The organism is Streptomyces macrosporus, from assembly GCF_039533145.1.
Lineage (GTDB): Bacteria > Actinomycetota > Actinomycetes > Streptomycetales > Streptomycetaceae > Streptomyces > Streptomyces macrosporus.
In genome coordinates this window covers 323,633-337,118 of the sequence record NZ_BAAASZ010000026.1, presented here as the reverse complement: position 1 = coordinate 337,118, position 13,486 = coordinate 323,633, and the positions used below count along the sequence as shown (strand labels likewise).

Annotated in this window: 12 protein-coding genes; 1 reads left to right on the top strand and 11 read right to left on the bottom strand. The window is 78.6% G+C overall.

The window, feature by feature from the left end; genetic code table 11:
• Positions 1-25: 25 nt before the first annotated feature.
• Complete coding sequence (locus ABD335_RS18505; protein ID WP_344324395.1) at positions 26-235, top strand: DUF3099 domain-containing protein; 210 nt, start codon at positions 26-28, stop codon at positions 233-235.
• A 103-nt stretch (positions 236-338) separates the two neighbouring features.
• On the opposite strand, the gene ABD335_RS18500 is transcribed toward ABD335_RS18505, so the two are convergent.
• From ABD335_RS18500 to ABD335_RS18450, 11 genes are all read right to left on the bottom strand, one after another.
• Entirely contained in the window at positions 339-2,141 is a 1,803-nt protein-coding gene (locus tag ABD335_RS18500) for an ABC transporter ATP-binding protein (protein WP_344324392.1), read from the bottom strand.
• Positions 2,138-3,865 (bottom strand): ABC transporter ATP-binding protein/permease, encoded by a 1,728-nt coding sequence (locus ABD335_RS18495; protein WP_344324389.1) that lies wholly within the window; start codon positions 3,863-3,865, stop codon positions 2,138-2,140. Before ABD335_RS18495 ends, ABD335_RS18500 begins: the two co-directional genes overlap by 4 nt.
• The gene (locus ABD335_RS18490) at positions 3,862-5,271 is read right to left on the bottom strand and encodes a nitroreductase family protein (RefSeq protein WP_344324386.1); all 1,410 of its coding nucleotides are present in this window, start codon (positions 5,269-5,271) and stop codon (positions 3,862-3,864) included. Before ABD335_RS18490 ends, ABD335_RS18495 begins: the two co-directional genes overlap by 4 nt.
• 14 nt (positions 5,272-5,285) lie before the next feature.
• The gene (locus ABD335_RS18485; protein ID WP_344324383.1) at positions 5,286-6,671 is read right to left on the bottom strand and encodes a YcaO-like family protein; all 1,386 of its coding nucleotides are present in this window, start codon (positions 6,669-6,671) and stop codon (positions 5,286-5,288) included.
• A complete protein-coding gene (locus tag ABD335_RS18480) occupies positions 6,668-8,206 on the bottom strand; it encodes a CocE/NonD family hydrolase (protein WP_344324380.1) in 1,539 nt (512 codons plus the stop codon). The genes ABD335_RS18485 and ABD335_RS18480 overlap by 4 nt, the downstream gene beginning before the upstream one ends.
• Complete coding sequence (locus ABD335_RS18475; RefSeq protein ID WP_344324377.1) at positions 8,203-9,093, bottom strand: hypothetical protein; 891 nt, start codon at positions 9,091-9,093, stop codon at positions 8,203-8,205. Before ABD335_RS18475 ends, ABD335_RS18480 begins: the two co-directional genes overlap by 4 nt.
• Positions 9,094-9,194: 101 nt before the next feature.
• Positions 9,195-9,317, bottom strand: coding sequence for a streptamidine family RiPP (amiA, locus tag ABD335_RS18470; protein ID WP_344324374.1), 123 nt, complete (start codon positions 9,315-9,317; stop codon positions 9,195-9,197).
• Between the two features lie 64 nt (positions 9,318-9,381).
• Positions 9,382-10,239 carry an ABC transporter ATP-binding protein gene (locus tag ABD335_RS18465; RefSeq protein WP_344324372.1) on the bottom strand — a complete coding sequence of 286 codons (858 nt, stop codon included), beginning with the start codon at positions 10,237-10,239 and terminating at the stop codon, positions 9,382-9,384.
• Between the two features lie 10 nt (positions 10,240-10,249).
• Positions 10,250-11,290, bottom strand: a complete 1,041-nt coding sequence (locus tag ABD335_RS18460) for a FecCD family ABC transporter permease (RefSeq protein ID WP_425583668.1) — start codon at positions 11,288-11,290, stop codon at positions 10,250-10,252.
• The gene (locus ABD335_RS18455) at positions 11,287-12,387 is read right to left on the bottom strand and encodes a FecCD family ABC transporter permease (RefSeq protein ID WP_344324369.1); all 1,101 of its coding nucleotides are present in this window, start codon (positions 12,385-12,387) and stop codon (positions 11,287-11,289) included. The genes ABD335_RS18460 and ABD335_RS18455 overlap by 4 nt, the downstream gene beginning before the upstream one ends.
• Complete coding sequence (locus tag ABD335_RS18450) at positions 12,384-13,373, bottom strand: ABC transporter substrate-binding protein (RefSeq protein WP_344324366.1); 990 nt, start codon at positions 13,371-13,373, stop codon at positions 12,384-12,386. The genes ABD335_RS18455 and ABD335_RS18450 overlap by 4 nt, the downstream gene beginning before the upstream one ends.
• Positions 13,374-13,486 lie beyond the last annotated feature (113 nt).

Sequence of the window (13,486 nt, the reverse complement as noted above, 5' to 3'; positions counted from 1 at the left end):
GCGGGGCCCGACCTACCCTGGGGGTGTGTACGCACGCAGGCGCCGCCGCTACCTGACGCTGATGACCGTCTGCCTGGCCCTGTTCATCGGCGCCTGGGGTTTCGTGCGGCTGTGGTCCGTCCCCCTCGCGATCGCGATGTGCGTGGTGGCCATGGTCATCCCGCCGATCGCGGCGATCGTCGCCAACCGCCGCGAGCCGGACGACCACTGGTGGGACGAGGACGACCGCTGGTAGCCCCGGCGCCCCGTCCTCGCCCCTCGGCGTCCCCCGGCGTTTCCCGGCGTTCCCCGCCCGTCCCGCTCCGCCGCCTCCTCCCGACCGTCCCCGTGCCCGGGGGTCAGGTCCCGGGCAGGACGCGGGAGAGCGCGCCGCGGGCGGCGAGTTCGGCCCAGGTGCCCTCCGCCGCGATCCTCCCCTCCTCCAGCACGGCGACGCGGTCGGCCCGGCGGACCGTGGCGGCCCGGTGGGCGATCACCAGCGTGGCACGGTGCGGGGCGTCCGCGGCCAGGGCGGCGGCCAGTTCGGCGTCGCCCGCGGTGTCCAGGTGCGCCGTGGTCTCGTCCAGGACCAGGACCCGGGGCCGGACCAGCAGGGCGCGGGCCAGGGCGACCCGGGCGCGCTGGCCGCCGGAGAGGGTGGCGCCGCGCTCGCCGAGGACGGTGGCGTAGCCGTCGGGCAGGGCGGCGGCGATCCAGTCGACGCCGCAGACGCGGGCGACCGCGTACAGGGTCTCGTCGTCGACGGCATCGGCGTCGGGGACGGCCAGGCGGAGGTTGTCGGCGAGCGTCCCGTGGAACAGGGGGGCGTCCTGACCGACGACGGCGACGGTGCGGCGCAGGTCGGCGTCGGCCACCTCGCGGACGTCGAGCGGGGGTCCGTTCTCGGGCAGCAGTTCGACCGCGCCGCGCACGGGGTCCCAGAAGCGGGCCAGCAGGTGGGCGCAGGTGGACTTGCCCGCGCCCGAGGCGCCCACCAGGGCGGTGGTCCGTCCGGCGGAGACGGTCAGGTCGACGCCGGTGAGGACGGGCGCGCCGCCGTAGTCGAAGTGGACCCCCCGCATCCGCAGTCCCAGGGGGCCGTCCGGCACCGGCCGCGGGCGCCGCGGGGGCGGGGCGAGGGCCGGGGCGCCGATCGCCGCGCCCACCCGGGCCGCCGCCGCCCGCAGGCTCCCCGCCCGTCCCAGGGCGGCGGCGGCCTCGGCGACCGGGGCGAGGATTCCCAGGGCCAGGGCCATCACCGCGGGCGCCCAGGGTCCGGGGAGCCGCCCGGCGGCGACGGACCAGGCGGTCACCGCGACCACGCCGACCACGGCCGTCACCACCAGCGCCTCCCGGACCGCCGCCGCGGACGCCTCCCGGGACGCCTCGGCGCGCTGGGCGTCGCCCAGCGCCCGGCCCCGCTCGGCCAGCCGGGCGCGCCGCCGGTCCAGCGCGCCGAAGGCCAGCAGTTCGCGCAGTCCGTCCACCGTCTCCACGGCCTCGGCGGACAGCCGCGCCGCCTGCTCGCGGACGCGGGCGCCGCGCTCGGTCCGCGTCCGGGCGTCCAGCAGGGGGACGGCCGCCAGCAGCGCGGCGACGGGCAGGACCACGGCCACCGTCCACGGCTCCACGGCCGCGAGGACGGCCGTCCCCGCGGCGAACACCGCGCCGGAGGCCAGGAGGGTGGCGGTGGTGTGGGCGTAGAGGAACTCCAGCGCCTCCACGTCCGCCATGGCCGTGGCCGCCAGGTCGCCGCTGCGGCGCCCGGCGATCCGGGCGGGCGCGCTGCGGGCCAGACCGTCGAAGACGCGGACCCGCAGCGCGGCCAGCACCCGGTAGGCCAGGTCGTGGGAGAGGTCCATCTCGCGCCAGGTGGACACCGCCCGCACCAGGACGAGGACGACCAGCGCCGCGACGGCGGCCGGTGACGGGGCGGCGCGCTCCGCCACGGCCGCGCCGACGGTGTGCGCGGCCAGGGTGACCAGGACGACCAGCGCCGCCTGGTCGACCAGGGCCGCCGCGCAGGTGCGCGCGGCCATGGCCCGGTGTCCGGCCAGCGCGGGCAGCAGGGCGCGCAGGGCCCCGGACGGCCCCGGGGCGGCGGGGGACGCGACGGGGGGCTCTGTGGGGGACGCGGTGGGGGACGCGGCGGGCGCACTCATGCCGCTCGCTCCTCTCCGGCCGCGACCAGCGCGGTGTACACCCCGCCCCGGGCCAGCAGGCCGTGGTGGTCGCCGACCGCCTCGACCCGTCCGCCGTCGAGGACGACGATGCGGTCCGCGTCCCGTACCGTCCGCAGCCGGTGGGCGATCACCAGGCGGGTGCGGCCCCGGCCGGCGCGCAGCAGTTCGGCGGTGATGGCGGCCTCGCGGCGTTCGTCGACGGCGCTGGTCGCCTCGTCCAGGACGAGGACGGGTGCGTCGGCCAGCAGCGCGCGGGCCAGCGCCAGGCGCTGCCGCTGGCCGCCGGAGAGGGTGGCGCCGCGCTCGCCGAGGACGGTGGCGTAGCCGTCGGGCAGCGCCGCGATCTCGTCGTGGATCCCCGCGGCCCGCGCGGCGCGCTCCACCTCCTCGTCGCTCGCGCCGGGGCGGGCCAGCCGCAGGTTCTCGGCGATGCTCGTGGGGAAGAGGTAGATCTCCTGGGAGACGACGGCGATGCCGCCGCGGAGCGCCTCCAGGGTGTACTCGGTGCTGTCGGTGCCGTCCAGCGTGATCCGTCCCCGGTCCGGGTCGCGGTGCCGCAGCAGCAGCGCCAGCAGCGTGGACTTGCCCGCGCCGGACGGGCCGACGACGGCCGTGGTGCGTCCGGCCTCGGCGGTGAAGGCGACCCCGCGCAGGGCGGGCCGCGCGGCGCCGGGGTAGGTCAGGTGGACGTCCTCGAAGCGGATCTCGGGCGGTGCCTGTGGGGGCGTGCGCCGTCTCCCGCGGTCCGTCACCTCCGGTTCGGCGCGGCGCAGGGCGGCGATGCCGTCGGCCGCCGAGATCCCCAGGTAGCCCGCGTGCCACTCCCGGGCCAGGTCGCGGACCGGCCGGAAGCACTCCGAGGCGAGCAGGAGCAGCAGGTAGGTGCCGGTGGCGGTGGTCCGTCCGGAGGCGATCGAGGCGCAGGTCAGCAGGGCCGCGGCGACCGTGCCGCCCTGGACGGCGAGGTCGGTCAGGGCGGTGTCCGCCAGGGACGCCCGCAGCTTGGCGACCGTGGCCCGGTGCAGGGCGGCCGACCGCTCCTCCAGCCGCCGGCGGAAGCGGCCGACGGCCCCCGCCGCGCGCAGCGCGGGCATGCCCTGGAGCGCCTCCAGGTAGTCGGCGCCCAGCGCCTCGTAGGTGTCCCAGTGCTCGGCGCCGCGCCGCGCGAGCAGCCGGTCCCACCAGCGCGGGGCGAGCAGGGCCAGGACCAGCGCGGGGGCCAGGACGAGCGGCGCGTACGGCTCGACGGCCGCGACGGCCGCCAGCAAGGGCAGCGGCAGCAGGCAGGTGACGGCCAGTTGCGGCAGGTAGCGCGAGACGTAGGCGTCCACGCCCTCCACGCCGTCCACCACCGTGGCCCGTACGGCGCCCGACCGCGACGCCGCCGGGTGGGCCGGGCCCAGGCGGCCGAGGTGGGCCAGCAGGGCGTCGCGCAGCCGCACCCGCACCAGCGCGCCCGCGCGGGCCGCGACGCGCCGCTGCCACCGGCCCAGCAGGGCCCGCACCACGACGGTGCCCAGGACCGCCGCCAGCGGCGCGGCCACCTCGTCGGTCGCGCCGCGGGCGATGGCGGACAGGGCGTGGGCGAGCAGGACGGCCTGGGCCAGATGGCAGGCGGCGACCGCGACGAGCAGCGCGCCGGCGCCCGCCGACGGTCCGGGGGCGGTGCGGGCGGCGGCGAGCAGTTCCCGGTGGAGCATCACGGCCGTGCCCCCTCCTTCCGTTCCTTCCGTGCGGGCCCCGCGAGCGCGAGGCCGTGCACCACCCAGGTCCGTCCCGGCCGCTCCCCCAGCGCGGCGCCCAGGTCCGCGCCCTGCCACGAGCCGATGGGCCTCGACCGCAGCCCGAGGCGGGTGGCGACGGCCTGGGCGGTCCCCACGGCGTGTCCGGCGCCCAGGTGCGCGGCGCGGACCCGGTGGGGCGGGGCGTCGTCGGGGCAGCCGCAGGCGAGCAGGACGGCTCCGGCGTCGGCGATCCAGCCCTGGCGGGCGGCCCAGAGCGCGAGCGTGGGCCGGGCCTCCCCGACGGCCAGTCGGCGCGGGCCGCCGGGCGCGTCCGGGGCGGGGGTCCGGTCGGGTGCCAGCAGCGCGGGCCGGGGGCCTCCGACGGCCGCGCACCAGGTCAGCCCGGCGGGGTCCGCGGCGGAGGCCGCGGCGAGGACGGCGCCCAGGTCGGCGTGGTCCACGGCGTCGGTCAGGGGCGGGGGCGCGCTGCGGCGGGCGAGGAGGTCGCGGGCGGTGGGAGCGGGCCGGACCGCGGGCGGCGTCCACCAGTCCTCCCCCGTGCCGTGCGGCGAGGCGTCGGTGAGGACCCGCAGGAGGGCGCCGGCGTCCTCGCCGCCGTCGTCACCGTCCTCGCCCACCGTGGGCCGGGCCCGTCCGCCCCCGGCGCCGCCGTCCGCCCAGCGGGCCAGGGGGCGGGGGTCGGACGCCGTCTCCGGGGTCGTCAACCGGACGGCCGCCAGGGGGTGTTCGTCCTCCTCCCCCGCCGGGCGGTCCAGCCCGGCCGCGGCGGCGAGCAGCGGGCCGGGCGCGTCCGGGCAGACGGCCGGGCGCACGGGCGTCCCGGCCGCCCCGTGGGCGCGGGCCGCCAGGACGAGCGCCGCCGCCGCGTGCCCGGCGTCCAACAGCAGCAGCGGCCAGGCGCGGTGGCCGTAGTGGGCGGCCGTGCGCCGGGGGGTGACGGTCAGGACGACGACCGCGCCCGCCGGTGCTCCGGCGGGGGCCGGGCCGCGGGCGTGCACGCGGTGGGTCAGCGGGTCGTAGGCGTAGCGGCCCGGCGGCAGCGGGCAGCCGGGACCGACGAGCAGGTGCGCGCCCACCGGGTGACAGCCGCCCGCCGAGGGGTGGGGCCGCAGTCTGCCGCTCCGCTCGACGGCCGCCAGGGAGAGCCGCAGCACCGTCTCCAGGGGCAGTTCCCCGGGACCGGCCGGCGGGACGGGCAGGGCCGGACCGGGCCGGGCGGGAACGAGCGGGCCGGGGTCGCGGTCCGGGCCGGGTTCCTCGGGCGAGCGCGCCCGGGCCAGCGCGGCGGCCACCGACCCGTGCGCCCGTGCCGTGGCCGGGGAGGTCGAGGGTGCCGGGGTTGTCGGGGTCGTCGGGGTCGTCATCGTGTCGTCGCGCCTCACATGTGCGGCGGCGGGGCGAGGGTGAAGTCGTCCGGCGCGCTCGGGGCGGTCGTGCGCCGGCCGCGGGAGAGGGCGACCTCGGCGAAGCGGGGGCAGCCGTAGTACGCGAAGGCGGCGGGCGCGTTGGGGACGAGCCCGGAGACCAGGACGCGCGCCACGCGCAGCTCCGTCTCGGCGACGTCCTCGGTGGTCAGGTCGAAGGTGACGACGCGCCGGCCGTCGGCGCGCAGCCGGGCGTCCAGCTCCGCGCGGCTGCCGGGGGCCTCCTCGTCGATGCCGACGGTGCCGTGTTCGGGGTGGGTGAAGCGGCGCGCCAGCGGGGCCGTGCGGTCGTCCAGCCACACCTGGACGTGCGCGCCCAGGTCGCGTACGGCCGCGAAGTCCGTGCCGCAGTCGTCGAGGTAGCGGCGGTCGGCGCGGTGGTCCAGGTACAGGCCGGGGGCGAGCAGTCCGGCCTCGATCGCCCGGAACACCCAGCCGTCGGCGTCGGTGAGGCCGAGGGTGAAGACCCAGGTGTGCACGGCCTCCAGGACGGCCTTGCGGGCGGCCTCGGCCGGGTCGAGGCGGCAGGCGAACCCGGCGGCGTGGATGCCGCGTCGCGGGTCGTGGACGAGGGCGGCCATGCAGGGCGCGTACTCCGAGGGCATCCGGACGATCCACGTCTCCAGGCCGGAGCCGGCGAGGTCGGCGGCGAGGCCGGGGACGCTGTCGGGGTCGATGCCGCGCGTGGGCAGGTCCAGGTGCCACCACAGCTCCAGCGCGTCGCGTTCGACGACCTCCAGCAGCGCGCGTTCGACGGCGTCGGCCAGGCCCCGTCCGGTGGCGATCCCGGCGTAGTTGAGGTGGTGGGTGCGCGGCAGCGAACGCAGCTCGCCCTGCCGCCAGTTGAGGTGGGTGAGCGCCACCGGGGCCCAGCACTCCGCCTCGCCGTCGGCGGTGACCTCCCGGCCGCGCGTCCACAGGGCGGGGGTGTCCTCGGTGAGGGGGAGGTAGGGGAAGCGGGGGCGGTCGTACTGCCAGGGGGCGTACCGGGGCACGTCGTCCGGTCCGTACAGCCGCAGTCCCCGCCCGGCCAGTTCGCGCGCGGTGGCGCGCAGGGGCGCGTCCGGGTGTCCGGGCGGGGGCACGCGGTTGCCGCAGTACCGCTCGACGGCCTCGGCGACGGCGGCGACCCGCGCGCCGTCGGGGTCGCCGAAGGTGGTGCCGAGGGCGACCCGGTCGGCGGGCCAGGCGCCCAGCAGTCGCGCCTCGGAGACCTCGGCGGTCATGGCGGTGTAGCGGGGCGGGGTGCCGTCGGGGTGGTCGACGGGTTCGACGGAGCGGACGATCCCGCACACGGGGTCGACGAGGGAGTCGAGCGGCAGGGCCGTCGGGGAGCTCATCGGGGGATCTCCTGGAGGGGGTCGAGGGAGTCGGCGAGGGTGCGGGGGGCGGTCACCGGCAGCAGCAGGGCGCTGCCGTCGGCCCGTACGGACCGGCGGGAGGGGCGCGTCTCGCCGGCGGTGACGGGGTCCCGTCCGGTGTGCGGGTTGCGGGCGTGGGCGGGGAAGTGGTGTCCGGCGATCTCCAGCCGCAGCCGGGTGCCGGCGGGCAGCCGCCGGGCCAACGGGCCGAGGCGGACGCGGAACTCCGCCTCCCGTCCGGGGGTGTCGCGGCGGCGTTCGGCGCCCACCGCGAGGGGGGTGGCCGTGCCGTCGGGGTCGAGGGCGACCAGCCGGGCGAACCAGTCGGCGTCGGCGGTGTCGGCGGTGGCGCGCAGCCGCACCTCGGCCTCGCCGAGCAGATCCAGCGGGCGGGGCAGGGGCGGGGAGACCAGCAGGCAGCGGTCGGGGACGCCGGTGGCGGGGACGGCCAGGTCGTCGGAGCGCACCGGCCGCAGGGGGTCGGCGGTGAATTCCCGTCCGCGTGACGTCCGCAGCCCGGCGCGGTGGTCGAAGCGGTAGGGGGTGCCGTGCCGGGCGGACGCGGCGACCGGCAGCCACAGTCCGCTGCCGCCCAGGCCCACGGCCCCCGACCGGCCGGGAGCGAGGCGGCCGGTCAGCGCGGCGCGCGCCCAGCGCGTGTACAGCTCCCCCAGGTTCGGCCGGTGCGCGGGGCCGGCGTCGGGGCCGGGGTCGGCGGTCAGGGCGTGGCCCCACGGCCCCAGCAGCAGCCGGGCCGGTGCGCCCCAGCGGCGCCACAGGTCCAGGACGTCGTCGACGAAGGGGTCGTGGCTGCCGCCGACGGCGAGGAGCGGGACCCGGGCGGCCTCGGCGGGGAGCGGGGAGCGGCGGGCCCGCCACACCTCGGGCCAGGACGGCAGGTCGCGTCCCAACCGTCGGGGCAGGTCCGTCAGGGGGAGGTGGTCGAGCAGGGCGGGGTCGCGGTCGAGGGCCCGGTCGAGGGCCCCCTCGTCGCTGTCGCGGCGGTCGCCGTGGGCGGCCCACCAGCCGGCGCGGGACAGCAGCCGTTCGCAGCCCGACGGTTCGCGGGCGGTCTCGGCGAGGCCGAGGGCGGGCACGGCGGCGATCACCGCGTCGGCCCGCGCGGCGGGGTCGGGGTGGAGGGCGAGCGTCAGGGCGCAGTGGGCGGCGTAGGAGGCGCCGCAGGCGACCAACCGACCGTCGCACCAGGGCTGTTCGCGTATCCGGCGCGCGGTGGCCGCGCCGTCCTCCGCCTCCCGTCGGTAGGGCCGCCACCGTCCCGCCGAGCCGTGCCGTCCGCGGACGTCCTGGGCCACGGCGGCGAATCCGCGCCGTGCCCAGCCGCGCAGCTCGGCGTGGTGGCGGTCGCGGCCGTAGGGGGTGCGGAGGAGCACGGCGGGGAACGGGCCGTCGCCGTCCGGCAGGCACAGGTCGCCGGCGAGCGCGGTGCCGTCGGGGGCGGTGCACGGGAAGGCGCGTACGGGGCGTGCGAGGGGGCGTATGAGAGGGGTCATGTCGCGCTCCGGGGGCGCGGCGCCGGTGCGACGTCGGGCACCGGGAGGACGGGGTGCTCGGTGACGGTGAGGCCGTTCAGGTCCACGCGGCGCAGCCGCCGTCGGGCGGGCGGGGCGCCGGGGGCCGGGTCCGGGAAGCCGCCGCGGGCCCACGCGGTGAGGTCGTCGGCGAGGAGGGCGGCGGTCAGCGCGGCGGAGGCGGGGGTGGTGAGGCGGTCGTCGCCGGTGATCCGCTCGCCGGCCCAGTAGGCGGCCAGTTCCCGGTGGGCGGGGGTGACGGCCAGCCTCCGCAGCCGTACGTGGGCGGAGGTGACGTCGCCGGCGGCGACGGCGGGCGGTTCGATCCACACCTGCCGGCCCTCGCGGTGGCAGCGCAGCCAGGCGACGCCGTGGGCGGGCAGGCGGTCGGCGTCGTCCCACAGGCCGGGCGGCACCGGGCCGTCCAGGCACCACACCACCGCGGCGGGCCGTTCGCCCTCGGGCCCGGTTCCCCGGACGAGCGCGGCGACCTCCTCGGGCGCGGCCGTGCGGGGCGCCGCCCCGGCGGGGCGCAGGCACTCGGCCAGGGGTGCGGTGAGGACCGGGTCCCCCAGCAGCCAGACCGTCCGCGACCGCGCGGCCCACTCGGTCCGGGGGCGGTCGTCGACCGGTCCGGTGCGGGTGTATCCGGCGGAGGCGAAGGCGGCGAGCAGCCGGTCGAGGCCGGGCGGGGCGTCGGCGGCGTCCCGGTGTCCGTCGGCGGCGCCGGAGAGCCGGTCCAGCAGGAGCCGCTCGGGCACGTCGCCGGTGGCCATCCGCAGGAACTCCCCGCCGGCCGTGCGGACGGCCGGGCCCCGGCCGGGGACGGCGACGACGGCGATGCCGGGGGCGAGCCGGGTGCGGGTCACGGTTCCTCCTGGAGCGGGTGGTGCGGGCGGGGGGTTCGGGGGTCGGGGCGGGCCCGCCCGGCCGGCTGGGAAGGAGGAGCCGGGCGGGCCCTGGACGGGTCCTACTCCTCGCCGTCGTCGAAGGGGTTCTCGACGAGGGCGTTGGAGTGGGTGGCCGAGGCGTGGGCGAGCCGGGCCGGGTCGGCGATCGGGGTGAAGACCTTCTCCTGCTCCGTGTGCTCCATGGCTGATGCCTCCTGATGGGTCGTTCGGATGGCGCGACACCCGTTCGAGTGCCGCACGCACACATTACTGAAAACGATTATCGGATTCAACAGCGATCGGGTGATCCGGATAGCACACCGGCCAGCCGCCCTCCGGGTCCCGGCCCACCCGGCCCGCCACGCCCAGGACGTCGGCGAGCAGCTCGGGGGTGACGACCTCGGCGGGCGGCCCGTCCGCGGCCACCCGGCCATCGCGCAGGGCCACCAGCCGCTCGGCGAACCGGGCGGCGTGGGCGAGGTCGTGGAGCACCATCACCACCGTCAGCCCGCGCTCGACGCGCAGCCGCACGACCGTCCGGAGCACCTCCAACTGGTGCCGCAGGTCCAGGTAGGTGGTGGGTTCGTCCAGCAGCAGGACGCGGGTGTCCTGGGCGAGCGCCATCGCCAGCCGCACGCGCTGCCGTTCGCCACCGGAGAGGGAGTCCACCGGGCGGTCGGCCCAGTCGGCGACCCCCACGTCGGCCAGCGCCCGACGGCAGACGGCGTCGTCCCCCTCGCGGAGCATGCCCAGCGGGCCGCGGGCGGCGTACCGTCCCTGCCGCACGAGCTGACGGACCGTCATGCCGGGGACGGCGGGCGCGGACTGGTGGAGCAGCGCCACCCGGCGGGCCGCCGCCCGGCGCGAGAGCCGGGCCGGGTCGTCCCCGCCGAGCAGCACCCGTCCGGCGGAGGGGCGGAGCAGGCCCGCGGCCAGCCGCAGCAGCGTGGACTTGCCGCAGCCGTTGAGCCCGATCAGGGCCACCAGTTCGCCCGCGCCGATCCGCAGGTCGACGCCGCGCAGCACCGGCCGCCCGGGGTAGCCGAAGTGGACGTCCTCGACGGCGATGTCCGTCCCGCCGCCCGGGACGGACGTCTCCGGCAGGTGGAGCCGGGATTCGGTCATGTCGTGCCTCTCAGTGGGTGTGGCCGGGCGCGCGGCGCACCACGAACAGCAGCAGGGCCGCGCCCAGACAGGTGGTCAGCGCGCCGACGGGCAGGGTGAGCCGCTCGGCGTCGAGGGCCTGCGCGAGCAGCCGGGAGAGCGCCTGGGCGGCGGCGTCGGCCCCGCAGACGACCGCCGCGCCGGTGAGCGCGGCGCACGGCAGGGTGAGCCGCAGGTCGGCCCCGGTGACGGCGAGCGCCAGGTGCGGCACCAGCAGGCCGACGAAGCCGAGCGCTCCGACGGCCGCCACGGCCCCGGCCGTCAGCGCCACCGCGCACACCAGCGCCGCCGCGCGGGCCCGCCCCGGGGCGAGTCCGGCCGCCGCGGCCTGTTCGTCGCCGCAGCGCAGCAGCGTCAGCGGCCCGGCCAGGCACCACGCGGCCGCCGTCCAGGCCAGCGCCCAGGGCCACAGCAGGTGCCAGTGCTGCCAGACCCGGCCCTCGGTGGTGCCGATCAGCCACTGCACGACGCTGCCCAACTCCCCCGGCGCGACCAGCAGGACCATCGCGGTGAGCCCGGTCAGGACGGCCGAGACCAGCACTCCGTGGACGGCGGTCGCGGCGGGGTCGCCCCGCTCGCGTCCGGCGAGCAGCCACAGCAGCCCCGCCCCGACGAAGCCGCCCAGGGTCGCGGCGACCACCACGGCCGTGGGAGACCCCCGGCCCGCCAGGCCGAACCCGGTCGCGGCGACGGCCCCGAGGACGGCGCCCGGGGTGACGCCGGTGACCTCCGGCCCGGCCAGGGGATTGCGCAGGGCCGACTGCAGGACCAGCCCCGCCACGCCGAGGCAGGCCCCGGCGACCAGCGCCACCAGCAGCCGGGGCAGACGGAGCCGGAGCACCACGTGGCGGGCGGTGGGGTCGCCCCCGCCCAGCAGCACCTCCCCCACCCCGGAGGGTGTCGGGGAGCGTCCGGCGAGGAGGTCGGCGCAGGCCACGACGGCCACGAGCGCCAGCAGCAGCACCAGGCGCCGTCCCGGCCGCGCGCCGACGCCGGCGGTGAGCGCGCTCACCGTGCCACCTCCGTCCCGATCCGCCGTTCCGGCCCCGACACCCCGCCCGACGCCCCGCCCGACGCCCCGCCCGACGCCCTGTCCGGCGGCCCGCCCGAGGGCGGGTCCGCGCGCCGGCGCCCGGTGCGCAGCAGGGCCACGCCCGCCGGAACGCCCAGCAGCGCCGTCCAGGCGCCCACCGGGGTCTCGACCGGGGCCAGGGCCAGCCGCGCCGGGAGGTCGGCGCAGACGACGGCCGCCGCTCCCCAGGCGGCGGACGGCGCCAGCCACCGCACGGCACCGGCGTCCGGCAGCAGCCGCCGGGCCAGATGCGGGGCGAGGAACCCGACCCAGGCGACCGGGCCGCACACCGCCACCACGGGGGCGATCAGCACCACGGCGACGGCCAGCGCGGCCAACCGGGCCCGCCGTACCCGCACCCCCAGCGCGCGGGCGTCGTCGTCGCCCAGCCGCAGGACGGCGAGCACGGGCGCGCACAGCACCAGCGCGGGCACCGCGAGCAGCAGCCACGGCCCCAGGCCGGCCACGTCGTCCCAGGTGCGGGCCGACAGGCTGCCCAGCAGGTAGCGGTAGACGAGCTGGAGGTCGAGCTGGTCGGCGAGCACCATCAGCACCAGCAGCGCGGCCTGGAGGGCGGCGGCGACCGCGGCCCCGGTGAGCAGGACGGCCGAGGGGCTGCGTCCGAACCCGGCCGCCAGCAGGGTGAGCGCGCCGCCGAGCGCCGCGCCCGCCAGCGCGAGCACCGGCTGGAGGAACGCCGGCACGGCCAGGCTCAGCACCAGGGGCGCGGCCACGCCCAGGGCGGCCCCGGAGGAGACGCCGAGCATCTCGGGGACGGCCAGGGGATTGCGCAGCGCCTCCTGGAGGACGAGTCCGGCCGCGCCCAGGCAGGCCCCGGCGAGCAGGCCCGACACCAGCCGGGGCAGCCGCAGTTCGGTGACGACCACGCCCGCGAGGCTCGCCTCTCCGCCGCCTCCGCCCGTCAGCGCGGCGGGCAGTTCCCACGGCGCCAGGACCGGGGTGCCCAGGCACAGCGCGCACACGGAGGCCGCCGCCAGCAGCAGGGCGAGGGCGGCCCACTGACGACCGGCGCTCACCGCAGCGCGGCCGTGGCCTCGTCGAGGACGATGCCCAGCGAGCGGGTGCCGCGCCCCTTGGCCCAGACCTCGGAGTCCACCTCGTGCACGGCGCCGTTCTCCACGGCGGGAATCCTCGACCACAGGGGGTTGTCGGCGAGCTTCTCGGAGAGCTTTCCGTCGCTCTCGCCGAAGGAGAGGGTCTCGGCGAAGATCACGTCGACGTCGCGGGCGAGGATCTCCTCCAGGCTGTAGGAGCCCTCCACGCCGCGGGACTTCCACGGGTAGTGGGAGATCTTGGGGAAGAGCCCGGCGGCCACGTCGGTGCCGGGGGTGGCGACGCCGAAGTTCTCGTCGCTGCCGTAGACGATCAGCGCGGTCTTCCCGCTCCGCCGCTCCTCGGCCTTCGCCAGGGTGGCGCGGAAGCGTTTCTCGGCCGCCTCGCCCTGTTCGGTGCGTCCGGTGAGGGCGGCCAGGGCGCGCAGGTAGCCGACGCTGTCCTGCCAGTTCTCGGGCTGGACGGGCCAGAAGACGGTGGCGCCCTCCAGGGCGGGGGCGAGCTTGCCGTGGGTGTCGCCCAGGCCGATCACCAGGTCCGGCTCGTGGGAGAGGATCGCCTCGGTCTCGGGGGCCAGGAAGCCGCCGGGTATCACCGGGACCTCCTTCGCCTTCTTCGGCCCGAGGAAGTCCGGGTGGGCGAGCAGGGCGGAGTTGGTGGCGACGGGGACCATGCCGAGCTCGGTCAGCATGTCGTCGCAGAGGGCCACCAGGCAGACGACGCGCCGGGGTTCGGCGTCGGTGGCGACGGTGACGCCGTCGGGACCGGTGACCCTCCGCGCGGGCTCGATGGGCTCGACCGTGACCTCGGTCCTCGGTCCGGCGCCGGTGTTCTCCCCGTCGGACTCCGGCTTCCCGCCGGCGCCGCATCCGGCGAGGAGGACTCCCAGCAGGGCCGGCACGGCGACGGCCCGAAGGCGGCGGGCGGTGCGGGTCGGTGGACGTGTCATCGGTGACTCCCAGACTTCTCGACTCCCGGGCGGTGAGCGGTATCGCGGGCACGGCACGGGTCCCGGGCACCCGGCACCGAATTCTCACACGATAATCGTTATCAAAACCAGTT